Origin of the sequence: Rhizobium sp. BR 317 (genome assembly GCF_047445835.1) — a bacterium.
Classification (GTDB): Bacteria; Pseudomonadota; Alphaproteobacteria; order Rhizobiales; family Rhizobiaceae; genus Rhizobium; species Rhizobium paranaense.
Genome location: NZ_JARWLB010000007.1, coordinates 167,079 through 191,388 on the forward strand (window position 1 = coordinate 167,079; position 24,310 = coordinate 191,388).

The 24,310-nt window shown below is 61.2% G+C and carries 22 protein-coding genes and 1 tRNA gene; 12 read left to right on the forward strand and 11 right to left on the reverse strand.

Annotation, left to right across the window (positions count from 1 at the left end):
* Positions 1-43 precede the first annotated feature (43 nt).
* Positions 44-1,291 carry an ROK family transcriptional regulator gene (locus tag QD357_RS13560; RefSeq protein ID WP_107106876.1) on the forward strand — a complete coding sequence of 416 codons (1,248 nt, stop codon included), beginning with the start codon at positions 44-46 and terminating at the stop codon, positions 1,289-1,291.
* Complete coding sequence (locus QD357_RS13565; RefSeq protein ID WP_107106875.1) at positions 1,275-1,709, forward strand: RbsD/FucU family protein; 435 nt, start codon at positions 1,275-1,277, stop codon at positions 1,707-1,709. The genes QD357_RS13560 and QD357_RS13565 overlap by 17 nt, the downstream gene beginning before the upstream one ends.
* Before the next feature lie 218 nt (positions 1,710-1,927).
* Here QD357_RS13565 and QD357_RS13570 read toward each other — a convergent pair whose 3' ends face one another.
* From QD357_RS13570 to QD357_RS13585, 4 genes are all read right to left on the reverse strand, one after another.
* Positions 1,928-2,965: a 4-hydroxyproline epimerase gene (locus QD357_RS13570; protein WP_107106874.1), complete on the reverse strand. Its 1,038-nt coding sequence runs from the start codon at positions 2,963-2,965 to the stop codon at positions 1,928-1,930.
* Positions 2,966-2,979: 14 nt separating this feature from the next.
* Positions 2,980-3,690 (reverse strand): SDR family oxidoreductase, encoded by a 711-nt coding sequence (locus tag QD357_RS13575; protein WP_107106873.1) that lies wholly within the window; start codon positions 3,688-3,690, stop codon positions 2,980-2,982.
* A 9-nt stretch (positions 3,691-3,699) separates the two neighbouring features.
* A complete protein-coding gene (locus tag QD357_RS13580; protein ID WP_107106872.1) occupies positions 3,700-4,947 on the reverse strand; it encodes an NAD(P)/FAD-dependent oxidoreductase in 1,248 nt (415 codons plus the stop codon).
* Between the two features lie 139 nt (positions 4,948-5,086).
* The gene (locus QD357_RS13585) at positions 5,087-6,391 is read right to left on the reverse strand and encodes an alpha/beta hydrolase (RefSeq protein ID WP_414124466.1); all 1,305 of its coding nucleotides are present in this window, start codon (positions 6,389-6,391) and stop codon (positions 5,087-5,089) included.
* 277 nt (positions 6,392-6,668) lie between these two features.
* Here QD357_RS13585 and QD357_RS13590 point away from each other — a divergent pair, with 277 nt between their 5' ends.
* A complete protein-coding gene (locus QD357_RS13590) occupies positions 6,669-6,866 on the forward strand; it encodes a hypothetical protein (RefSeq protein ID WP_181315993.1) in 198 nt (65 codons plus the stop codon).
* A 190-nt stretch (positions 6,867-7,056) separates the two neighbouring features.
* On the opposite strand, the gene QD357_RS13595 is transcribed toward QD357_RS13590, so the two are convergent.
* Positions 7,057-7,938 carry an aldo/keto reductase gene (locus QD357_RS13595; protein ID WP_414124435.1) on the reverse strand — a complete coding sequence of 294 codons (882 nt, stop codon included), beginning with the start codon at positions 7,936-7,938 and terminating at the stop codon, positions 7,057-7,059.
* A gap of 28 nt (positions 7,939-7,966) precedes the next feature.
* Complete coding sequence (locus tag QD357_RS13600) at positions 7,967-8,815, reverse strand: oxidoreductase (protein ID WP_107106869.1); 849 nt, start codon at positions 8,813-8,815, stop codon at positions 7,967-7,969.
* 132 nt (positions 8,816-8,947) lie between these two features.
* On the opposite strand from QD357_RS13600, the gene QD357_RS13605 reads away from it, so the two are divergent.
* Positions 8,948-9,877, forward strand: a complete 930-nt coding sequence (locus QD357_RS13605) for a LysR family transcriptional regulator (protein ID WP_107106868.1) — start codon at positions 8,948-8,950, stop codon at positions 9,875-9,877.
* Between the two features lie 2 nt (positions 9,878-9,879).
* On the opposite strand, the gene QD357_RS13610 is transcribed toward QD357_RS13605, so the two are convergent.
* Positions 9,880-10,533: a TetR family transcriptional regulator gene (locus tag QD357_RS13610; protein WP_107106867.1), complete on the reverse strand. Its 654-nt coding sequence runs from the start codon at positions 10,531-10,533 to the stop codon at positions 9,880-9,882.
* A 12-nt stretch (positions 10,534-10,545) separates the two neighbouring features.
* Complete coding sequence (locus QD357_RS13615) at positions 10,546-11,235, reverse strand: class I SAM-dependent methyltransferase (protein ID WP_107107043.1); 690 nt, start codon at positions 11,233-11,235, stop codon at positions 10,546-10,548.
* A gap of 221 nt (positions 11,236-11,456) precedes the next feature.
* Between QD357_RS13615 and QD357_RS13620 the strand changes: the two genes are divergently transcribed.
* From QD357_RS13620 to QD357_RS13655, 8 genes are all read left to right on the forward strand, one after another.
* The gene (locus QD357_RS13620) at positions 11,457-12,404 is read left to right on the forward strand and encodes an SDR family oxidoreductase (RefSeq protein ID WP_107106866.1); all 948 of its coding nucleotides are present in this window, start codon (positions 11,457-11,459) and stop codon (positions 12,402-12,404) included.
* 145 nt (positions 12,405-12,549) lie between these two features.
* Complete coding sequence (locus QD357_RS13625) at positions 12,550-12,999, forward strand: MarR family winged helix-turn-helix transcriptional regulator (protein ID WP_107106865.1); 450 nt, start codon at positions 12,550-12,552, stop codon at positions 12,997-12,999.
* Positions 12,996-14,552 (forward strand): MDR family MFS transporter, encoded by a 1,557-nt coding sequence (locus tag QD357_RS13630; RefSeq protein ID WP_107106864.1) that lies wholly within the window; start codon positions 12,996-12,998, stop codon positions 14,550-14,552. The genes QD357_RS13625 and QD357_RS13630 overlap by 4 nt, the downstream gene beginning before the upstream one ends.
* Before the next feature lie 139 nt (positions 14,553-14,691).
* On the forward strand, positions 14,692-15,372 hold the full coding sequence (locus tag QD357_RS13635; RefSeq protein ID WP_107106863.1) for a hypothetical protein: 681 nt from the start codon (positions 14,692-14,694) through the stop codon (positions 15,370-15,372).
* A gap of 452 nt (positions 15,373-15,824) precedes the next feature.
* Positions 15,825-16,652, forward strand: coding sequence for a hypothetical protein (locus QD357_RS13640; protein ID WP_146143971.1), 828 nt, complete (start codon positions 15,825-15,827; stop codon positions 16,650-16,652).
* Between the two features lie 170 nt (positions 16,653-16,822).
* On the forward strand, positions 16,823-17,092 hold the full coding sequence (locus QD357_RS13645; RefSeq protein WP_107106861.1) for a PsiF family protein: 270 nt from the start codon (positions 16,823-16,825) through the stop codon (positions 17,090-17,092).
* Between the two features lie 249 nt (positions 17,093-17,341).
* Positions 17,342-18,244, forward strand: a complete 903-nt coding sequence (locus QD357_RS13650; RefSeq protein WP_107106860.1) for a GNAT family N-acetyltransferase — start codon at positions 17,342-17,344, stop codon at positions 18,242-18,244.
* A gap of 254 nt (positions 18,245-18,498) precedes the next feature.
* Positions 18,499-20,040 (forward strand): FAD-dependent monooxygenase, encoded by a 1,542-nt coding sequence (locus QD357_RS13655; RefSeq protein WP_107106859.1) that lies wholly within the window; start codon positions 18,499-18,501, stop codon positions 20,038-20,040.
* Between the two features lie 38 nt (positions 20,041-20,078).
* Here QD357_RS13655 and QD357_RS13660 read toward each other — a convergent pair.
* From QD357_RS13660 to QD357_RS13670, 3 genes are all read right to left on the reverse strand, one after another.
* Positions 20,079-20,155, reverse strand: a tRNA-Arg gene (locus QD357_RS13660).
* 125 nt (positions 20,156-20,280) lie between these two features.
* The gene (locus QD357_RS13665; protein WP_414124436.1) at positions 20,281-21,801 is read right to left on the reverse strand and encodes an ATP-binding protein; all 1,521 of its coding nucleotides are present in this window, start codon (positions 21,799-21,801) and stop codon (positions 20,281-20,283) included.
* Between the two features lie 168 nt (positions 21,802-21,969).
* Positions 21,970-23,973, reverse strand: a complete 2,004-nt coding sequence (locus QD357_RS13670) for a methyl-accepting chemotaxis protein (protein ID WP_414124437.1) — start codon at positions 23,971-23,973, stop codon at positions 21,970-21,972.
* Between the last annotated feature and the right edge of the window lie 337 nt (positions 23,974-24,310).

Sequence of the window (24,310 nt, forward strand, 5' to 3'; positions counted from 1 at the left end):
TTGCTGAATAATACGGCATGGCCATGATGGAAGGAGCGGGCCAATGTCTCCCTTACAAGACCCGGCAGATACGCCATCATCACCCATGATTCTCGACCCCAGCGGGGGTGCGAATCAGGTGCGCGTCCGCGCGCATAATGAACGGCTGGTGCTGTCGCTTGTGCGCCGTCACGGCGCGCTGTCGAAGGCGGAAATTGCGAGGCGCAGCGGACTGTCGGCACAGACGGTCTCCGTCATCATGCGTGCCCTGGAGAAAGAGGGGCTGCTGTCGCGCGGCGAGCCCGTGCGCGGACGCGTGGGGCAGCCTTCCATTCCGATGCGGCTCAATCCGGATGCGGTGCTCTCCTTCGGAGTCAAGATCGGCCGGCGAAGCGCCGATCTCGTGCTGATGGATTTCGTCGGGCACATTCGGATGCAACTCCACCAAATCTATCCCTACCCGCTGCCGCAGGACATCATGTCCTTCGTCACATCAGGCATTCAGGAACTCGAAGCACGCCTCAGCAGTGAAGAACGCCGCCGGCTTGCCGGGGTCGGCATCGCCGCCCCTTTCGAACTCTGGAACTGGGCGGAAGAAGTCGGTGCGCCCGATGGAGCGATGGAGGCCTGGCGCGGTTTCGACCTGCAGGCGGAGATCGCCGCTCGTGTGCCCTATCTCGTCTATCTGCAGAACGATGCCACCAGCGCCTGCGGGGCCGAACTCGTCTTCGGCGTCGGTCCGCGCTATCCGGATTTCGTCTATCTCTTCATCGGCTCCTTCCTCGGCGGCGGCATCGTTTTGAACTCCTCGATCTTCGTGGGGCGAACCGGAACGGCAGGCGCGCTTGGCCCGTTGCCCGTACGCGGACGCAACGGCGAAACCCGGCAGTTGCTCGACATCGCTTCGATCTATGTTCTGGAAAATTACTTGCGGCAGGCCGGCTTCGATCCTCGGCCGCTCTGGTATTCCGCCGATAACTGGATCGATTTCGGCGAGCCGTTGGAAACCTGGATCCAGGATACGGCAAAGGCACTGGCGCAGGCGATCGTCGCCGCCGCCTCCATCATCGATTTCAGCGCCGCCATCATCGATGGAGGCTTCCCCGACTGGGTGCGCGAACGCGTCGTGCGCGCCACCATCAAAGCGGCTTCGGATCTCGACCTGCAGGGCGTCGTCCTGCCCGAGATCATCGAAGGCGCGGTCGGTCCGCAGGCACGTGCCATCGGCGGCGCCAGCCTGCCGATCTTCGCGCGCTACCTCATAGACCAGAACATACTTTTCAAGGAGATAGACCATGCTGAAGGGCATTGACCCGCTGTTGAGCCCCGACCTCTTGGCGACGCTGCGCGCCATGGGACACGGCGATGAAATCGCCCTCGTCGACGGCAATTATCCGGGTCTCGAACATGCCCGCCGCCTCATCCGTCTCGATGGCCATGGCGTCGTCCGGGTGCTCGATGCGGTGCTGAGCGTATTGCCGATCGACGATTTCGTGCCGCAGGCGATTTTCCGCGCGACGGTCAAGCAGGACCGCGATGCCCTCGATCCCGTGCATGCGGAAATGGTTGACGTTTGCGCACGACATGTCCCCGACATCAAGGTCGTGCCGCTGCTGCCGGCGGAATTCTACGAGCGGGTGAAGCAGGCGCATGCGCTGGTGCAGACAAGCGAGCCGCGGCTTTATGGAAATATCATTCTGCGTAAGGGTGTGATTTATCCGAAGGGATAACGAGGGCGCATGCCAAGAAAGCCCCTCATCCGGCCTTCGGCCATCTTCTCCCCGCAGGCGGGGCCAAGGGGATGGGCGCACCCACGGCCTTCTTACCAGCCAATCACCTGGACGAGAGCGAGAGGTCGTCCCCTCTCCCCGTCAAAAACGGGGAGAGGGCTAGGGTGAGGGGCTAAACTCTCCATGCGACCTATCGAAACGGCCTCTCCACTTACCCCTCAAATATCCCCCGCCGAAGGTCCCCAGACGTCCGTCATGGCGAAACCTTCCGCCATGGGATCGAAGGGATCCAGCGCCACCTGGCTCAGGCCGAAGGTGAAGCCGCGGCCGGTGATGGTGGGGATGATGGCGGGCTTGCCGGCAACTTCTGTCACGGCCTGCAGGCCGACCTCGAATTCCGAGCCGATGATCGAGCGGGATTTGAAGACATCGCCGACCTTGGCCTTGCCTCTGGCATGCAGCGTGGCGAGGTTGGCGGAATTGCCGGTGCCGCAGGGCGAGCGGTCGGCCCTGCCCGGCCACATGGTCGTGCAGGTGCGGATGGCGCCATCGGGGTCGATATCCCGGAACATCACGTAGGCGACGCCGGAGATGGCCGGAATTTCCGGATGCACGACCGGGATCGTACGGTTGATCAAATCCTTCAGGATCATGCCGGCCTGGACGAGCGCTGCGGCATTGCCCTTCTCGATCGTCAGATTGATCTGGCTGACATCGACGAGCGCATAGAAGATGCCGCCATAACAGAGATCGAGCTTGATCCTGCCCCAATGCGGCGTGTCGATCTGCACATCCAACTCGTGCACGAAGGACGGAACCATGGTGAGCCGCACCTTCTCGCAGCGACCGTCGCGGCAGGTGGCGGTCGCCCGCACTAGGCCGGCGGCGGTGTCGAGCGTCACCACTGTTTCCGGCTCCTTCATCTCGACGATCCCGGATTCGAGCAGCGCCGTCGTCATGCAGATGGAATTGGAGCCGGAGCTCGCATGCGCCTGATCCGGCTGCAGGACGACGAAGCCGGCATCGGCATCGGGATGCTTGGCCGGCAGCAGCAGGTTGACGGAACCGATCGGCGCGCCGCGCGGCTCCAGCACTAGGAAGCGGCGCAGCTCCTGCCCCTTCGGATCTGTGTTCAGCCATTGCAGTTGCTCGGCGATGGTATTGCCAGGAATCTTCGGCACGCCGCCGATCGCGACCTTGCCGATTTCACCTTCGCAATGAACGTCCAGCAACTGAATCGTGCGCTTCCATCTCATGTCGACAACTCCAATCAGACGTGACGGGTGATACCGCCATCAACGCGAATATTCTGGCCGGTGATGTAGCCGGCGCCATCGGAGAGCAGGAAGGCCGCGGTCTTGGCGATCTCGCTCATCAGGCCGATACGCTTCATCGGCACCTTGTCGGCGGTTTCCGGCTTGTGATTCAAACTGTCGATATAGCCGGGCAGGATGCAGTTCATGCGGATATTGTTGGCCGCATACCGGTCCGAATAGAGCTTGGTGAAGGCGCCGGCAGCAGCGCGGTAGGTGCAGGAAACCGGGAAGACCAGCGACGGCTCGTAGGCGGCAAAAGTGGTGATATTGACGAAAGCGCCCTTGCCCTGCTTCAGCATGACCGGCGTCACCAGCCTTGCCATGCGCACCAGCGACAGGATCATCATGTCGGAGCCGAGCGTCCAGCTCTCGTCAGAAATATCCAGCAGATCGCCCTTCGGTGGGTGGCCGGTATGATTGACCACGGCGTCGATGCGGCCGTAACTCTTCATCGTCAGGTCGAAGATCGCCTGGATATCCTCGGCTTTTTCCGCGACACCGCGCGAGGCAACACCGCCGAGTTCAGCGGCCAGCTTTTCGCAGCTTTCCGAAGGCGACATCAATGCCAGGCGATAGCCGCTGGCCGAGAGTTCGCGAGCGATCGCCTCGCCCATGCCGCGGCCGCCGCCGGTGATCAGTGCAACGGGCTTTTCGGTTTCGGACATGTATTCCTCCTAGTAGCGATTGATGCGGAACGGGGTCATATCGACCTCGGGCGTGACGCCGGTCATCATATCGGCCATCAACCTTGCTGTCGTCGCCGAAAAGGTCAGTCCCAGATGGCCATGGCCAGTGGCGTACCAGACGCCCGGAATGCGTGAAGAGGGCGAGATGATCGGGAGCGTGTCGGGCAGCGCCGGGCGGTGGCCCATCCAGTCCTTGGCGTCCTCCACCTGCAGGCCTGGCAGTGCCCGCTGAGCGTGACGGACGAGGATGCGCGGACGACGAAAATCCGGAGGCGCATCGAGACCCGCCAATTCGACATTGCCGCCGACGCGAATGCCGCCGGCCGTCGGGGTKACCATGAAGGCACGATGCGGCCAGATGATCGAATAGCGCATGGCAATGCCGGGCTTCATGATCTGCGTGTGATAGCCGCGCTCAGTCTCGAGCGGGATCGGCTCGCCGAGTGCAGAGGCGATGAAGCGCGTCGGGACGCCGGCGGCGAGCACGACATCATTGACCTCCAGCCGCCTTTCGTCTTCGAGAAGCACCGCCATGGCGCCATTTGCCTGACGCTCCACGGTTCGGATCGCGCCGGAGGTGAAGGTGGCGCCGAGAGCCTTTGCCGCATCCACCAGCTTGAGCACGAGCTGATAGGGGTCGCGGATCGACTTGTTGTCCGGCATCAGCACGGCCTTGGCAATTTTCGGCGAGAGCGCCGGCTCGTAATCGCGGATTTCCGCGCCGGAAAGAACCTTGTGCTCGAAACCATAGCGCCGCATCAGCTCGATGTGGCCGCGATCGCCGGTAAACTCCGACTCGGTCTCGTAGATGGCCAGGCAGCCCTCTTCCGTCATCAGATCCGGAGCGCCGATGGTGTCGAGCATCGTTCTGAAGTCACCGAGTGCGCGACGGGACAGGCCCATGCCGGCATCTTCGATCTCTTTCAACCGGGAGGGTCGACCGGCGGCGACGAAGCGCAGGAACCAGGGCAGCATTTTCGGCGCATAGGAAGGCCTGAGCCAAACCGGACCTTCCGGGTCCAGCAGCCAGCCGGGAATCTTGCGCCAGGTGGACGGGCCGGAACTGGCGGCAAAATCGAGCGCAATGCTCGCCATATTGCCGAAGGAAGCGCCCTTGCCCGGCTCATCCTTGTCCACAAACGTCACCTGCCGTCCACGCCGCTGCAATTCGAAGGCAATCGCCGCACCGACAATACCGGCGCCGACAACGATGACCGTCCGCTTATTTTCGTCCATTCCTGAAATCCATCCGCAGAGCGCGCGCCCGATTTGATGCGATTCTGTGATATATCAGATGAGGAGATGTGGCTATGCGGTTTTTGCGAGAGAGCGGAATGCCAAGCGCAAATCCTTCGTCGCGGTGGAGCGAGAATAGCTATTGACCGATCGCCGTGCCGACGCTGCTGCCGGTCGTCTCGACGCTGTCACCGACGGAGCCGACGGTATTGCTAGCGGATGCGCCAAGGCGGCGGACCTGCTCGCCGTAATTCTGGCGGGTGCGCGGATCGAAGATGGCGATCGGCGCACTGACGGCGACACTGGCAGCKCTGCCGACCGTCTGCGCGGCGCCGATGGCGACGGCACCGACCGCTTCGCCGATGCCGACATCGGAATCGGTGATGGTCTGCCCCTCGATCAGCCGGTCGCCGATCAGCTTGACCACCTCAGGGCTCTCGGCGAATTTGCCGTGGTTCAGCCGATCGCCGGTCTTGAGCTTGGTGAGATCGAGCACGGTGATGCCCTGTTTTTCKAGCGCGCTGCGGTAGGGCTCGGCGCCCGGGTCGATCTGGCCGAGGCGGTCGACATTGCCGGAGATGCGGCGCGACAGCGATAGCGCCCGGTCGTCGCGTGAGACGAACAGGGTGAAATGCGGCTTGTCCTTGCCGAGCGCTGCAAATTGCTGGCCGAAGACATCGACGTCAAGATCGGGAGACGCAAGAATGACGTTCTTGATCTTCGGCGCGACACGGCCATCGCGGATCGCCATCTGCCTCAAGGCCTCGACGGCGAGCCAGGTGCCCATGGAGTGAGCCATGACGGTGATATCGCCGACGGAAGGATTGGAGGAAGCGCGGCGCAGCAGCTCTTCCAGCGCATCGCGGGAATAGTTGGCGCTTTCCTTGTCGTAGGCATAGTCGAAAATGCTGGCGCGCGACGGCCAGGTGAAAACGACCGGCGCGACATCGGCATGGGAATCATGGACGATCTGCGCAAAGCGATAGACCGAATCCTCATAGCGATTGTTGAAGCCGTGCACGAAAATCAGCACGCGCTTGTTCTTCGGCAGATGCGTACGCAGCCACGCCTGATTGTCGGCTACACCCGTCATCGACTGGACGGAGGTGGTGACGAAATTCTTCATGGGATCGCCGGGCAGCCGGCTCGGCCACTGCACCTGACCAGCCTTGCGATTGGCCTCCGGCGGGATCGAGACGCTGACAGCATCTACCTTCAAACCGGGGCCGCGCTCTCCGGAAAACAGGATCGCCGGGTCCTTGTCCGGCAGGCGAGTGGTGGCGACCAGCAGATCGACCTTGGAGGTGCCCGGGACACTGTCGACGACCGGCTGCATGACGCCGATCGGACGGCCGCCGCAGGCGGTGAGCGACAGAGCAGCAGTAACGGCGATAGCCCGGAAGAAGGCCTTCCCGCATCGGCCAGCATCTTCCATGCGCTGCATCGCGCCAACCCTCTTCATCGCAATTCCAATGTCGCCGCCAACATACCCATGGAGGGTCACCGTGCAAGCGACGTTCGCTGTCTTCGCAACGTGATGTGGTGCTAATTCATGGGAGCGAGGCAAAGGCGCAACGGTGGGTTGGAAGAAACGACCACAATCAAGACCGACAGGAATCTTAGAGAACAGGGGGAAATAAAAAGAGCCCGACGCGGGAGGAGGATGCATCGGGCTCTTGATCCGGATTGGCAACTGGGAGGAGGAGGAGTGTTGCCAATCTATGAAGGAGCGCTGGGAGGAGGAGTGCGCTGCCTTCGAGGGATTAGATATAACCGCCGGGCAGGCATTAACAGACTGGCTTTCGCAATGCAGCAATGCACTGAGCGCAAGGCTTTTATCGCATTTACTTGAAATACCGCATATCACTGGCAATTGGAGCATTTCCATCGCCTATTTTACAGTCGCAAATGACGAATGAATGAGATTTACATAGTCGTGATCCGTCATTTTTGCCCGTGCGCCTAACGAGCCCGAGAAGCATCATCGCCGATGAAATAGCGCAGGAGACCGCTGCCATCCGCTACCGATTCGCAAATAAGGACAGGCCGCAGACGTAAAAGAGCGGCCGCTTCGCCAGCGACCGCCCTCATATTCACTCAAGACGACCATTAAGCAGCCGCAAACGCCTTCTTGCCCTCGGCATCCAGCGCCGAGAACTCGTCATCGGACAGCGTGATGTTCACTGCCGCCGTGTTCTCTTCGAGATGCTTGACTTTGCMGGTGCCGGGGATCGGCAGCATGACGGGGCTGCGTTTCAGGACCCAGGCAAGCGCGATCTGGCTCGGAGCGGCGCCATGTTTCTTGGCGATGATGTCGAGCAGCGAGCCCTCCTTGGCGAGGTCGCCGGCAGCAAGCGGATACCAAGGGATGAAGCCGATATTGTGCTTGGCGCAATAATCGAGAACGTCCTCGCTGGTACGGTCGACAAGGTTATAGCGGTTCTGGACCGTCGCCACCTTGAAATGCTTCGAGGCGGCTTCGATGTCGGCGACCGATACTTCGCTGAGGCCTGCGTGGCGGATCATCTTGGCATCGAGCAGCGATTTGACGGCACCGAACTGTTCGGCGGCAGGCACTTTGGGATCAATGCGGTGAAGCTGCCAGAGATCTATCTGCTCGACACCGAGATTGCGCAGGCTCTTATGCGCCTGCTGGATCAGATACTCCGGGCGGCCCAGAGGAATCCACTGGTCGGGACCGGTGCGGGTCAGACCTCCCTTGGTGGCGACGACAAGTTTGTCGCCATAGGGGTGCAGCGCCTCCTTGATCAGACGTTCGGAAACATCGGGGCCATAGGAATCGGCCGTGTCGATGAAATTGATACCAAGCTCCGGCAGGCGCTTGAGGGTGCGGACGGATTCGGCGTGATCCACAGGCTCGCCCCAGATGCCGGAACCGGTGATGCGCATGGCACCGAAACCGAGGCGATTGACGGTGAGGTCGCCGCCGATCTTGAATTGACCGGACTTGGCTGCGTTTAGATCTGACATGGTTTTCGTCCCTATAGTCTGGTTGACGTTATTCGAAATCCGTGGAAGCCGAGACCTGTTCCCAGGCGTCGAACTCGGTCTTGAGCAAGCCGAGCTTTTCGCGAACGAGACTGATGGCGTCGCGACCTAAGAGTAGATGGGTCGGTGGGTTTTCCGAGGCAATGAGCTGCAACATAACTTGTGCCGCCTTCTTCGGATCGCCGGGCTGTTTGCCGCTGCGTTCGAGGCGGCGCTGGCGCAACGGTTCGAAGACCTCGTCATAATCGGGGATCGAGCGCTCGGCCCGCACCATCGAGCGGCCGGCCCAATCGGTGCGGAAGCCGCCCGGCTCGATAGCGGTCACATGGATGCCGAAGCTCTTGACCTCTTTCCCGAGGCTTTCGGAAATCCCCTCCAGCGCGAATTTGCTGCCGTGATAGAAGGAAATGCCCGGCAGAGTGATGATACCGCCCATCGAGGTGATGTTGAGAATGTGGCCGGCTCGGCGCTTGCGCATATAGGGCAGCACCGCCTGGATCACGGCGACGGGGCCGAAGACATTGACCTCGAACTGGCGGCGCAGCTCTTCGATCGTCGATTCCTCGACCAATCCTTCATGCCCATAGCCGGCATTGTTGACGAGAACGTCGATCGCGCCGATCTCGTTCTCGACCTCGGCGATAACAGGCGCGATGGCGGCTGTGTCGGTGACGTCGAGCAGCTTGGCGAAGGCGAAGCCTGGCTTCAGCGCTTCGAATGCGGCGCGGCCGGCTTCCTTGCGCAGCGTGCCGACGACCTTATGACCGGCAGCAAGGGCGGCCTCGGCGAGTGCCCGGCCGAAGCCCGTGGAAACGCCGGTGATGAAAAGTACCTTGGTATCGGATTTTATCGCAGACATAGCGATGTCTCCTTGTTGGATGAAGGCAAGATAGGCCGAGGCGACATTTTCGATAATCTCATCAATCGAAGATGACCTTTTTAGAAAAACTGATTAATCTCGGACAAAATCAAAGTCGTTCGGAGAGCGCTGATGCGTCAGGACGTGTTGGACGGACTGGTGACCTTCGTCATCGTCGCGGAGGAAAAGAGCTTTTCGGCCGCGGCCGTGCGGCTCGGCGTGTCGCCCTCGGCCGTCAGCCAGTCGATCAGCAAACTGGAAGGCCGGATGCGGCTCGCGCTCTTCAACCGCACCACGCGCAGCGTCAGCTTGACCGAGGCCGGGCTACGCTATCTCGAACGTGTCGTACCCGCCGTGCATGATCTAACGGCGGCCGCCCAGGAGCTTGGCGAGTCGGTCGACAGGCCCGCCGGACTGCTACGCATCAACGTGGCGCGCGCCGGCTATATGATCGCGCTTCAACCGATCCTGCGCGATTTCCTCGACGCCTATCCGGAAATCGAGCTGGAGGTGCGCATCGAGGGCTCCTTGGTCGATATTGTCGGCCAGGGCTTCGATGCCGGCATCCGCTTTGGCGATCTGGTGCAGCGCGACATGGTGGCGGTGAAGATCGGGCCGCCGATATCAGCTCATATCATTGCCGCGCCCAGCTATCTCGGCCGGTACGGCATGCCGAAACATCCGCACGATCTGCTCAACCACAATTGCATCGGCTTTCGTCATTCCTCCAGCGGGCAGGTCGAGCGCTGGGAATTCGAGAAGAACGGCGAGAAGACCGAACTTGCCGTCAACGGCCGGCTGATCCTCAACGATTCCGCGGCGCTGACGCAGGCAGCATTGGACGGCATCGGCATTGCCTACATGATCAACGGCTATATCGACCGGTTTCTCGACGACGGGCGGCTAGTGCGCATCCTGTCCGACTGGAGCCCGGCGCTGGCCGGCCTGACGCTGTACTATGCTGACCGCCGTCGCGTGCCGGCAAAGCTTCGGGCGTTGATCGATTTCCTGCGCCATCGACGGCAGGTCGAACCACCGCAAACGGCAGGCGCCTTGACCTGAAATCAGCTCTTCGGATTGCGTTGCCGCAACAGCGTTCCGAGATCGGCGAGCGCGGTCCAGAGCTCTTCGAAGACGCGGTGGGTGAAATCCTGCAGCGACATTTCCTGCGGGCCTTCGTTCCAGCGCTTGCCACCGATACGCAGCGTGCTGACGACGATCGCCGATAGCAGGCGCAATTGGAAATGCTCCTCTTCGTCTCCGCCGGAGCGGGCGAAGAGTGCGTCCGTCAGTTTCTCTTCGAGCTTGGCATATTTCAACTGGTCGCGGGCGCAAAGCGCCGGCGTGTCGCGGATCAGGACGGCGATGGCGAGACGCTGCGGGTCCGAGGAGGCGGCGAGCAGCGCCGACCTTAGAGCACCCTCAATGACCTCGACGACCGACGCATCCTTCGGCTGCGCGGCAACGGCATCGGCGAGTTCGTCGGAAAAGCTGTCCTGCCAGGCGAAGACCACCTCTTCCTTGCTTGGAAAATAATCAAAGAAGCTGCGTTTGGAGACATCGGCGGCCTCGGTAATGTCCTCGATCGTCGTGCCGTCGAAGCCGCGTGCGAGAAAGAGCGACAGCGCCGCCGCCTCGATGCGCTCGCGCGTCTGGCGGCGCTTGCGTTCGCGCCGGCCTTCCTTCACCTCGCCGTCGATCTCTTTCGCATCCGCCATGAACTGCCCCTGCTATGCACCCGCTTCCGGCCGCCCCATATCGGCTTCGGCAGTGTAGGCTGCGATCCCGGCACCCTCTTCCCTGCTGTGATATCTGGAGCGATCGATCGAGATCTCCAGCGGTTTTCTGCGCGAGATTCGGTAGACGCCGGCCGGCGGAATGTTGCGCACCGTGCCGCCGATGCGCTCCGCTTTCAGGCCGAGACGATCGAGGATCGAACGCGACACCGGGCAGCGCGGGCCGTAAGTGAACTGGTAGAAAGAGCCGCCGGACCTCATCGTCGCAAAGGCGCCGCCGACGATCGCGGCGATCTTATCGGGAGACATGGAGAGCAAAGGCAGGCCGCTGACGACGGCGCCGAAGGGCGCATCGGCAAACAGGCCGCATTGGGTAAGCTGCGCCGCATCCATCTGCACCACGCGCGCCTCGGGAAAGCGGCCACGCAATCGAGCGGCAAACTCTTCGCCGAATTCGATCAGCGTCAAGTCGCTCTCCGGAACGCCGCGCCCCATCAGCGCGCGGGTGAAAACGCCGGTGCCGGGGCCAAGTTCGAGGATCGGGCCGTCGAGCGCCTCGATCTCCTGCGTCATCAGACGGGCCAATCGCTCACCGGACGGCGCAATCGCTGAGACACGCATGGGATTGCTGACCCAGGAGCGGAAGAACTGCACGAATTCGGCGCATGTCGTCTTTGTCGTCATCCCAGGAATCCAATCTTTAGCAGAAATATCGAATACGACGCGATCAAGGTCCGAGCAGCGTGGCAATTCGAAGGCACCACAGGCAATTGCGCGGCCAATGTTGCCGATACGCAAATCATAATTGCGATCTCTAGGCAATGCATTTTTTAAACAGTTGTATTTTTGCGTTTAGCGCAATAATTAATCGAATACAAATTTGCAAATCTTCCCAGGAGATCGTCATGCCGAATTGGACCGTGAAAGACATTCCCCCGCAGACCGGCCGCATCGCCGTCGTCACCGGCGCCACCAGCGGCATCGGCTATGAAACCGCCCAAGCCCTGGCGGGTGCCGGCGCCAAGGTCATCATAGCCTCGCGCAACGAACGCAAGGGCGCTGAGGTACTCGCTAAGATTCGCGCCAAGACGCCCGGCGCCGACGTCGCCTTCGAGCCGCTCGATCTCGCCAGCCTCGATTCCGTTGCCCGCACCGCCAAGCGCATCACCGCTTCCGTGCCGCGGATCGACCTTCTCATCAACAATGCCGGCGTCATGGCCATTCCGGACAGACATGAAACCGAGGATGGCTTCGAGATGCAGATGGGGGCGAATTATATCGGCCATTTTGCCTTGAACATGCGGCTGCTGCCGAAAGTCTTGGCCGCCGCGAACCCACGCGTCGTTACCGTCAGCAGCCTGGCGCATCGCAGCGGCAAGATCAATTTCGACGATCTGCAATCGAAGAAAAGCTACAGCTCCTGGGGCGCCTATTGCCAATCGAAGCTGGCGACCTTGATGTTCGGCCTTGAACTCGACCGGATCGCCCGCGCTGAAGGCTGGAACTTGATGAGCATGGCCGCCCATCCCGGCTACGCCGTTACCGGCCTGCAAAGCGCTGGTCCGCGCATGGGCCGCAACAGGCCGGGCTTTCTTGAACGGTTCAGCACATTGATAGCACCAGTCATGGCGCAGTCGGCAACGGCGGGCGCCTTGCCGACGCTTCTCGCCGCTACGTCTTCGGAAGCAGAAGGAGGCGTCATGTACGGTCCGAATGGCTTCTATGAATTGAAGGGACCGCCCGTCCGCGCCAAGATCGTGCCGTATGCACAGAACAAAGCCGTCTGGCGCCGGCTTTGGGAGGTGTCGGAGCAACTGACCGGCCTGAGAATGCCGCTGCCCGTTATGGCGTGACCGCGCCCTCCCCGCCCAGGCAGAGAGAGGGTTTGCACGCTAAAATCACGGCCCGAGGCCTTGCCGCAGGGATTCGCCGCTTGTGCAAGTCGGAAGCGTGGGCTATGCAGATAGATAGGAAGCCTATCTATCTTTATGGATCGCCATGCACGACACCGGAGATCTTCAGGAACTTGAAGAGGCCATGGCGCTTGCCGAAGCATTGCGCCCCGCCCTGCATCGCCTTTATCGACAGTTGCGACGTGAAAACGATGAGCCCGGCATCTCGCCGCTGCAGGCGCTTCTTCTCGTCGCCATTCTCCAGCAGCCGGGCATTGGGGTTGCGGAGCTGGCGCGGCTGGAGAACCTGCGTGGCCCGACCATATCGGGGCACATCAAGGCAATGGAACGTGAAGGCCTCGTCACCCGCTCCGCTCCCGACCCAGAAGACCGGCGACGCAGTGGTCTGATCGCCACCGACAAGGGGCGGGCTCTGATTCAAGGCATAAAGCAGAGGCGAACCGACTGGCTCGCCTTCGAACTCGCCAAATTATCGCCTGAGGCGCGCGCCGCCATCCGCGCCGCCATCGGCCCGCTCGGAGACATCGGACAATGACCTCACAAGTTCGACAGGCCGCTCCGCAGCCGGCGGCGACCGAAGACGACGCGCCCGACCGCCGCGAAATTCGCGCCGTCATCCTTGGCCTGATGATCGTGCTTGGCCTCGGCGCCATCGACCAGAGCATCGTCGCGACCGCCCTGCCGCGCATCGTCAGCGATCTCGGCGGGGTTACTCATTTGTCCTGGGTGGTCAGCGCCTATGTTCTGGCCTCGACCAGCACCATGCCACTCTATGGCAAGCTCAGCGACCAGTATGGCCGTAAGCCGATGATCTACACGGCAATCCTGATTTTCCTTCTCGGCTCCGTCTTGAGCGGCATGGCGCAAACGCTGCTGCAGCTCATCATCTTCCGCGCCATTCAGGGCCTGGGCGCTGGCGGACTGCTGCCTTTGGCGCAGATCATCATCGGCGATCTCGTGCCACCGGCCAGGCGCGGTCGCAATCAAGGCTCGATAGCCGCCGTCTTCGCCGTCTGCAGCGTTATCGGCCCGATCCTCGGCGGCGTCATCACCGATCTGCTCTCCTGGCATTGGATCTTCTACGTCAACCTGCCGATCGGCGCGGTGGCACTCGTCATGATCGGCCGCGCCTTGAAGCGGCGGCATCAGGTACGCAGCCGCCGTATCGATTATCTCGGCGCCGTGCTGCTGACCGGTTGCACCACCAGCTTCCTGCTGGCGCTCGCGCTTGGCGGCAACGAATGGGCCTGGAACTCGCCGCAAATTCTCGGTCTTGCCGCCGCGGCCCTTGTCCTCGGAATTTTCTTCGTCTTCCACATCAGGCGTGAGCCGGAACCGGTGCTGCCGCCCGATCTCTTCCGCAACCGACTGTTCATCATCGCCTGCCTCGTGCTCGCTCTGACCTTCATGGGCATGCTCGGCGCGACCTTGTTCTTCCCCTTGTTCTTCCAGATGGTGATGGGCGTTACCCCTTCGCATTCCGGTTTCCTGACGGGGCCGCTGATGATCGGCTTCGTCATCTCCTCCATGCTCAACGGCCGCGTGCTGCTGCAGCGTTCCGGCCGTTACAAGCCAGCCCAGCTTTGCGGCCTCGGCCTTGCGACGGCGGCCTTCGCCACGCTCGCCTGGGCTATTGCGACCAGCAAGGGGTTCGCCATCATCGAGCCGCCGATCTTCGCGCTCGGACTGGGGCTCGGGCTGGTGATGCCGACCATGACGGTCGCGGTGCAGAATGCCCTGCCCCTTGCGCATCGCGGCGTCGGCACGGCAACGCTTGCCTTCTTCCGTTCGCTCGGCGGCCTGATCGGCGTCACCGGCTCCGGTGCCATCCTGGCCTATCGCGTGCGGCAGGCGACAGGCTCGTCCGGCAGTCTCGACCTATCGTCGCTGACGGAAGGCGGCCTCAAACAGCTCGCCGCCGCGTCGCCGGAAGACCATGCCGCGGCAATAGCGCTTTACCGCCATGCCATCGCCATGACCTTCGCCACCGGAACCGTCATCGTCGCGTTGGCTCTGATCGCGCTGCTGTTCCTGCCGGAATTGCCGCTGAAGATGCATCACGGCGAAGGTGCGCAGCCGCCGCGCTGAAACATCGCACAAGCCCCGGGTAAGTCCATTTCCCTACAGTAGACGGCATCTCCGATGCGCCGCCCGAGCGGGCGCGCGTTGATCGACCGTCAAAGGCGGCTTCCGGCATGATGGCTGCCATATTGGGAAGGAATGACCTATGGTCTCCGCATTGACCACGACCCGATTGCTCTCATCGCAAATGGCGCTGCAGTTGCTGCAAACACCGGACGCTTCGCAGGATTCGAGCAGCGATCCCCTGCTGGACGATAGCAGCAGCAGTAGCAGCAGCAACGACGTCTCCAGCCTGCCCTCGCAATCACAGGCATCGCTCACGAGCATGCTGAACGGCCTGTCGGCAAATCAAACCGACAGCTCCGCGACATCACAATCCGATCCGGACATGACCAGCAGCTCGTTCATGAGTCTTCTGAAACAGAACCTGCAGGATGCAGTCAAAAGCGAGGGGAAGGGCGGCCAGGCTCAAGCCATGCTCGACGCGCTCGACAACGGTACGCTGACGGTCTCCGACCCCACCAAGGGCGTTTCGATCACGGCATGGGATGCCAGTGCCGACAGCGAGCAGGGTACGACCAGCAAGACCGGCGACACGATCCCCACCAGCGATTGGAATGACTTCCTGAAGGCTCATCTCGAACGCGGTTCCGATGGAACCTTTGTCAAGAATTCCGACGGCAGCTTCATCGACAAGGTCACCGGCAATGAGGCCTATTTCGGCCAGGTCGGATCGCAGTATTACTACATCACCTGGCCGTCGGCCTCTTCCGACACCAATGCAGAGAGTTCGGCTGTGTCGGCTTCAGAGAAGACGAGCGCCTAAGCTTCTCCAGGACAAGCTCGGAGCGGGCTTGTCCTCTTCCCGTTAGCGTGATCCAGCACGCCATCAGATGGCAGCGGCATCGGTAGAGAGCAGCACGATCTCTCTCGCCACGCCGGCGGAACCGCACCCTTGCCCGGCCATCTTCCTGATCTTCTTTAGCAAAATCGAATTGATTGTGTGAGCGCATGGGTGCACCCCTTTTTGGGGTAGGTTGATCCGATCGTAGGATGTCCCTCCACCATTGGACTAGATGACAAAAATGTGAACGGCAATCACAGTTTCGTGACGTTTCCAACGTCTCTATCAACTGGGGGATTCCGATCATGCTTACAGCCACCGTGACCAAACCAGCTTCCCTGGATACGCAAAGTATCGCGGTGGGACCGAATGCTTTTAGAAATGACTTCAATAAAAGATCATTCCAATTCAGCCACAACTTGGTCGGACATCAGTTGTTCTCGCTTCCGCGCCTTGCCGAACTTGCGAAATCACTGCTTACGGACACGAGCACGAGAAGCGTGCGCTGGCAGGCGGGTGGGGCGCCAGTGGACGCCGGCTGGGCCGTGCCGCTGAACGACAAGGTGGAGAGCGTCAACGAAGCGATCTCGAACCTGGCTGTGTCAGGATCGTGGGTGCTGCTCTACAGCGTTCAGCGCGATCCCGAATATCGCGCATTGCTTGATCAGCTCATGACCGAAATCCTCGCCGACACCGGTTGCTCGCGGGACGAAGTMACCTGGGAGGATGCCTACATATTCCTGGCCTCGCCCGACGCCGTAACGCCCTATCACATCGACCATGAAGCAACATTTCTGTTCCAGATCCACGGCAACAGAACCGCCAACATATGGGACGCAAACGATCGTTCCGTCCTGCCCGATAAAGAAATCGAAAAATATTACATCGGCGATCTCAACGCCGCCAAATACACCGTCGAAAAACAAAGCAAGGCGACGGTCTATGCCTTGAACCAGGGAACCGGCGTCCACCACCCGTCGAAAGCGCCGCATGCTTTCAAGAACGGCGATATCTATTCGATCGCTCTCGGCATTCATTTCTGCGTGCGCGATTGCGATCAGCAGGCGTCCGTCTACCAGATGAACTATCTGCTGCGGCGCTGCGGCCTGAAGCCGACGGCCCCTGGAAAATCCGCATGGCGCGACAAACTGAAGACCTCGATCATCGGAATGTTTGCCGACAAGAACCCGAAGACCAAGCACGACATGCTGCGCTCCGGCTTCAAGAAGATGACCGCGCCGTTACGGACCGTTCTGAAATAAAGGTGGAGGGCCGGGCTACTGCCCGGCCCCTTCGACATCGCGAAATAGTCCTGTTCGCAGCGGGCCATGGGTCAAAGGGGCGCATTGCTTTTGCTAATATATCGGTTCAGCCTTTCGTTGCTGACCACGCGTCATGCGTGTCATAGGAGTCGGCCAGCGGAGGATTGACCATGAGACTTGTCGCAATATTCGCAGCTACAGCGGTTGTCGCTCTCATCGGCACCAGTGCCATGGGGCAAACAACGACGGCACCGGCAACGACAACTACGCCGATGACCACCACGAAAACGCCGAGCACCACCGCCAAGCAAAAGGCGGCAACGCCCGCGCAATCGGAAATTTCGAAGGCATGCTCAGCACAGGCCGACGCAAAGGGGCTTCATGGCAAGGAACGCTCCAAGTTCCGCAGCCAATGCAAGAAAAATGGCGGCAAGGGGTAAATAGGTCGAACCCGGCCCTGCGGCTGTCTTGGCGGCAACCGCCTGAAATAAGCGCAACAAAGTTGCCGCCACTGACTTCATGCGCGCGTGGCTGAGCAGGCGCGATAGTATCATGGACGATATCTCCGCTCTCCCGTGGCATTGAGAGGTGCTCTCACGGGCTGGGGGTGTCTGAGACCATTCTGAAAACTGGTATAGTTGGCGTTGCGGATCGCGCGCTGTTTCGGAAGCCTTTGCCGGAGCTATTCAATGTCGCTTGTTTACAGACCTGCTCGAGCAGACGATTTGGCCGCGTCCGATGCTCTGGTGGTTGCCGCCATCAACGATCTTACCGTTCGCCATGGCTTCGGCCCGATGGCCACAGCAAGCCCTCCCAGCTTTCAACTCTTTTCGCTCAATGACGACCCGGATGGCCTGTGGGTCGCCGAGGACGGCGGAGAGCTTCTCGGCTTTGCCTGGAGTTGGGTTTGCGGGAATGTTTGGTTTCTCGCGCAGTTGTTCGTCGATCCCGCCCGACAAGGCCAGGGCATCGGAAATGAACTATTGGGACGAACCGTAGAGCATGCCCGGAAATCGGGAGCAGTTCACAAGGCACTTATTACCTTCACCTTCAATCGCGTCTCGCAGGGCCTGTACATGCGGCACGGCCTCTTTCCCAAGATGCCGATTTACCTTTTCAATGCCGCGCGCGAGCGGGTGATGCAGGAACTGCCGGCGCCGCCACTGCGCGCCATCGCGATCGACGGCAGCGCCGCAACCATGAAAAAGCTCGCCGAGATCGACTCCCGCGCCATAGGCGCCTCGCGCGAGAAGCATCATCGCTACCTGCTCGATGACCCGACGACAACGGGAGTGCTGCTCTGCGCCGGCAGCGATTGCGTCGGCTACAGCTATCTCGCATCAAGTGGGCACATCGGCCCCCTCGCCGTCACGCGGCCTGACTTTCTCCACGATGCCTTTACGACTGCGCTGAAACTGGCGGCAGATCGCTCTGCTGAGAACGTATCGGCGTTTCTGCCGGGCACATGCGACAGCGTCCTGAGCCTTGCGGTCAAGCAAGGTATGCGAATCACCTTTCCCATGCTGTTGATGGCATCGCCGGAGTATGGTGACTGGACGCAGTATCTGCCGCGAAATCCGGGGTTTATGTGATCGGTCGTCTGCCTGCGGTAACGAAGAACCCTTGCGGATCAATCGCCACACCGCTATTTACCCGACGTCGGAAAAGGCAGACTTGGTTTGGTAAGCCCAAGTCCTTTTGGTAACGAAAGCTCTGGTCTTTGGCCTCGCGCATGAGACCCCCACGACGAACATCGGGCGCTGCGCCAGCGCCCAACTGTTCGTCCGTGTGGTTCTCAAACCTGAGGAACGCTCCGGTCGAACATCATCGACACAGGAGCCCGTTCATGCCCAACCGCCCCTTAGCTCTTTATGACGTTGTGATTGCTGGAGCCGGTCCCGTCGGCCTGTTCCTCGCCTGCGAGCTGCGCCTTGCCGATCTCTCGGTGCTGGTGCTGGAGCAAGCCGAAGACCCGCGCTCACCCTTGAAGCAACTTCCGTTCGGAATGCGCGGCCTTTCCGCGCCCACTCTCGAAGCCCTTTACCGTCGCGGATTGCTGGACGACATCGTCGCGGCGCAGCGTGCAAACGATGCCTCGGGCAGCACCGTGGCCGCCGCGCACTGGCTGCAGCAGCCGCGCCACCCGGCCGGCCATTTCGCCGGTATCCAATTCTTCCACGACAAAATCGATAGCTCCAAGTGGCCCTATCGCCTGCCAAGTCCGGCCGGCGTCAACATGGCGGTCGACATGGAGACCCTCGAAGCCGTCCTGAGCGCTAGCGCAACCGCCACGGGGGCCGAGATCAGGCGCGGCCTCGGCGTCGAGACGTTCGACCAGTCGGATGACGAGGTGACCATCCGTGCCGGCGGCGAGGCTTTTCGCTGTCGCTGGCTCGTTGGTTGCGATGGCGGGCGCAGCGCAGTGCGCAAGGCCGGCGGCTTCGATTTCGTCGGCACTGATCCCGAATTCACCGGCTATTCGATCGAAGTCGAGATGGCCGATCCGGACATCCTCCGCGTGGGCCGCAGCTACACCTCGACGGGCATGTACACCTATGCGCGGCCCGGGACGATCGCGATGGTCGACTTCGACGGCGGCGCGTTCCACCGGAACCAGCCGATCACCCTCGACCATACACAAGCGGTGTTACGCAGCGTCTCTGGCACAGACGTTGCGTTGACGGCTCTCCGGCTGGCCACGACTTGGACGGATCGCGCGTACCAAGCGGTGTCTTATCGCAACGGGCGAGTGCTGCTTGCCGGGGACGCCGCACACGTACACTCCCCGCTGGGCGGCCAGGGCCTCAATCTCGGGCTCGGTGATGCAATGAATCTCGGCTGGAAGCTGGCCGCCACCCTTCGCGGCGATGCGCCGGTCGATCTGCTAGATACCTATACGAGCGAGCGGCATCCGGTCGGAGCGCAGATACTCGACTGGTCGCGCGCGCAGGTCGCGATCATGCGGCCAAGCCGGAGCTCACGCGCGCTCGAAGCCATCCTCCGCGATCTGATTGAGACGCGCGATGGCGCGACCTATTTCGCCGAACGTGCGTGGGGCGTTTCCCTCCGCTATGATCTTGGCAACAGCCAACCGCTCGTGGGCCGCAGCGTTCCCGACTTCGAATTGGTCGACGGTACGAAGATCGGCGATCTTCTCAGGACCGGAAGGGGCTTACTTTTAGACTTTGACGCTCGCGCACCGCTTCATGGGCTTGCGCGCCGCTGGAGCGGGCGGATCGCTTATGTCGCAAGTGACGTCAAGGATCGGCTGGGCTTGAGCGCTGTATTGGTACGCCCCGATGGCTTCGTCGCTTGGGTTGCCGACACCACCCCTATTCTTGAGGAAGCTATTCAGGTTGCCGCGCGTTGGTTCGGCGAACCAGGGTAGGCTCGTTGTGACCATCATTGTTTTGGAGTTATGAAAAATGGCGCACCCGAAGAGATTCGAACTCCTGACCCCCAGATTCGTAGTCTGGTGCTCTATCCAGCTGAGCTACGGGTGCGTGGCCGAAACGGAAGAAACCGTTGGCGTGGGCGGTTCTCTAAAGGGTCCTTTCGGGGAATGCAAGTGGATTTGTGAAAAAGATCGCGATTTTCGCAAACGATCTGACGAAGCGGCTGAAAACACTCAGTTTTCGTGGAAGGAGCGACTGCGGTAGTCGTCGAGCGAGACCGGGCGGTCGGGGATTTCGATGCGAAATTGGGTGCCGGCGGCCGGTTTTTCCACAAGCGCGATGGTGCCGCCATGGGCAAGCACCAGTTCGCGGGCGATCGCCAGGCCCAAGCCGGTGCCGCCGGAGCGCGCGGAGCCGCGGAAGGCGGTAAAAAGATTTTCCCGCGCCTTTTGCGGCATGCCCGGGCCGGTATCGTCGACAGTGATGCTGACGACACTGCCGATGCGGCGCGCCKACACGGTGATGCGGCGAATGCTGTCGGGCGCGGTCTCGGCGAAGGCGACCAAGGCCTGGTGGGCATTGCGGCAGAGATTGTGGATGATGCGGAACAGTTGCTCGCTGTCGGCGTCGACCTCCAGATCCGGGCTCATCTGCACGACGAATTCGATGCCGCTATCGGGATCGATCGCCAGGATATCGCGCACCTCGTCGATGAGTTCGAGCAGGTGCACGCGGCGGCGCCGCGGGGCCGATTCGGAGGTCTGGCCGAAGGACAGAACCTCGGTCGTATAGCCAACGGCGCGGTCGATGGTGCGCAGCAACTTCGGTGCAAAGCGCTTGACCATCGGATCGTCGACGTCGACCAGGCGGTCGGACATCAGTTGCGCGGCCGACAGGATGTTGCGCATGTCGTGGTTGATCTTGGACACGGCGAGACCGAGGGCAGCGAGGTTTTTCTGCTGCTTCAGCGTCTTCTGCAACTGCGACTGCATGGAAGCAAGGTGGCGGCCGGCCACGGCCAGTTCGTCGCGTCCCCCATCCGACACCAGCACGCGGCTGGGGTCTTCCGGATCCTGCGAAAAGGTCTGCATGCTGTCGGTCAGCCGGCGGATCGGGCGGATCATCATGCGATTGATAGCGAAGAAGATCAGGGTCGCGGTGAACAGCGAAATCAGGATCGAAACGAAAAGGACGCTGCCGGAATAGGCAAGCATGGCGTTGCGCAGCCTTGTATCCTTCAACACCACTTCGATGCCGGTGCTATCGTCGCCGCCGACCGGGCCGAAGACGCGGATGACGCGATTGCCGCCGAACAGCAGCGTGTCCAGCGCATCGCGGATCGCTGTCGGCAGCGAGACGTCGCTCAAATCATATTGCTCGTCGACGGAAGACGGCATCTCGGCGGTCGCCAACAGCCGCGAGGTCCCGTCCTTGCGCAGCACGATGGCGCGCGTGCCCGTCGCCATCAGCGTTTCCTTCTGCAGCGCGCGGGGCAGTTCGACCGGCTGCAGGCCATCGATGACGATGGCGGCGGCGGCGGCCGTGTTCAGCCGGTCTTCCAGCCAGCGCAAACGCATATTGGCGACGGAAGGGACGAAGATCAGCACTTCGGCAAGCAGGATGAAAACGACTGTGAGCATCAGCAGCTTGCCGGAAAGACCGCCGAAAATGCCTGTTGGGCGATAGAAACGCGAGTGAGTCCGAGCCTCGGCCTTGCCGCCTTCGCCGACGTTCCTGTCTTGCTCACTATCCATTTCGGCTGTCCCGCTTTGTTTCAAAGCGATCTGATGACGACATATCGAAGCAGATAATAGGAGATTGTGACAGTTTTTCCAATCGCCTCTGTAACAGTGCGGCCGTTAGCGCATGTCAAAGGCGGGAAAGGCGCACCAGCGCGCCTTTCCGTCTGAGCCCAGGTAGGATCAGAATTCTTCCCAGCCCTGCGCTGCGGGAGCTGCCGCGCCGCCACCCGTGAAGGCACTGGCGACCTTGCCCATCATGCGGCGTGCCGGCGATGCGACGGGGCGATGCGTTTCGGCGCGGGCCGATACGGGCGCCGAGGCGGCGCTGATGTCGACCTTGAAGCGAGCGACGAGCCGAACGAGACCATCGGCCTCGCCCGAGAGGCGATGGGTGGCGGCAGAGGTTTCCTCGACCATGGCGGCGTTGCGCTGCGTCACCTCGTCCATCTGGTTGACCGCCTTGTTCACCTCGGTGAGGCCAGTCGACTGTTCGCGGGCGGCCGTTGCGATCGAATGGATATGATCGTTGATCTTCAGCACCCGCCCCTCGATCGCCGCCAGCGCTTCGCCGGTTGCCTGCACCAGCTTGACGCCGACCTGCACCTCATCACCGGACTTGCTGATCAGCGCCTTGATGTCCTTGGCGGCCGTGGCGGAGCGCTGGGCCAGTTCGCGAACTTCCTGGGCGACGACGGCGAAGCCCTTGCCGGCCTCCCCGGCACGGGCGGCCTCGACGCCGGCATTCAACGCCAGCAGATTGGTCTGGAAGGCGATCTCGTCGATGACGCCGATGATCTGGCTGATCTCGCCGGATGCCTGTTCGATGCGGCCCATGGCATCGACGGCATTGCGAACCACCTTGCCGGAATGAGCGGCGTTCTCCTTGGCTTCCGTCACCATGACGCTCGCCTCCTGCGCCCGCTCGGTCGAGCTTTGCACGACGGCGGTGATCTGGTCGAGCGCAGCCGAGGTCTCTTCCAGGGCGGCGGCCTGCTGTTCCGTACGCTTCGCCAGATCGTMGCTGGCAGCGCGCAGTTCGTTGGTGTTGGTATTGATGGAGCCGGTCGTCTCGCGCACTTCGCGCATGGTGCTCTGGAGGGTCGCAAAGGTGCTGTTGACGTTCTGCTGCAGTTCGGCGAAGGCGCCGTGGAACTCGCCCCGCATGGTCTGGGTCAGATCGCCTTCCGCAAGGCTTGCAAGGACGCGACGGACCTCGCCGACACCAGTGTCGACGCTCGTCAGAAGCTCGTTGATATTGCCGGCAAAGCGATTGAGGTTGACGTCGCCGTAATCCTTTTCGATGCGGCGGCTGAAATCGCCGGCGGCAGCGGCGGAAACGACAAGCGACATGCTGGATTGCAGGTCGTCGCTCTTGGCACGCATGGCCGTTTCCTCGGCATTCATGCGGCGCACAGCATTGCCGTTCTGCTTGAAGACATCGACGGCGGCAGCCATGTCGCCGATTTCGTCGGCGCGGCCGGCAAAGGGAACTTCGATATCGAAATTGCCGTCAGCCACTTGCTTGATGGTCTCCGTCACCTTGCGGATCGGTCGGCTCAGATGCATGGTGCCGATATACATGCCAAGGCCGGCACCGGCGCCAATCGCCGCCACCATCATGCCGAGCACGGCCCACATGACCGTTTGGCGGAAATCCGTGACCTCGTCATCGACAACGTCGAGTGCTGCTTTGTCAGCCTGAACGACCGCATCGATCTCGGCCTGGAATGCCTTACGGTTGGCGCGATTGGCGTCGTTGTTGCCCTGCTTGTTGGCGGCCTCCGGACTGTCGTTCACACCGAGCCGAGCGGTCTCTGTTCGAAACGTACGGAATTCCCGGGCACGATCCTGCAGTTTGGAGAATTCGGTTTTCTGCTCTTCGGGAACCAGTGGCGACCAGGCAGCAATCACCTTGTCGATCTCGTCCAGGTCCTTCATCAATCCATCGGCGAAGTTCTTGGCATCCTTGGCGGTATCGGAGGCATAGATGCCGCGCGATTCCATCACGACCGCGGTGACATAGCGGTTCAGACGCTCGCCCATATAGGCACGGCTCGACGCAAGCTCGTAGGCCTGAAGCTGCCCGTCATATTGATCGACCGCGTAAAGAGCGGTTGCGCCGATCAACAGTGCGGCACCGGCCATTACGGCTACGAGCAGATTGATTTTACCACGAATCTTCAACGATATGCCCCCTCGAAGCGGAAGACCCCAAAAAGCCAGGGTTTTCCCGACATATCGCTAGATATCGACTAAAATTATTAAAGTTATCTTGCGGGCATTTCGAATATAAATTTTCAAAACACTTTCAATTAACTGACGAATTCGCGGCAATCGCCGCATCTAATATTATAAAAAGTGAAGCTTAGTAGTTAAAATACCTGCCTGCGGTTGTATCACCGGGACACGTAAGGTGCGCAAGAAGCCAGGTTCCAGGAATCTGCGCCGGTATAATTGACTTCCGGGGCCTTGATCCGTATAAGCCCGCGCACGTCCGGTCATGGAGCCTGCATTTGCCGGC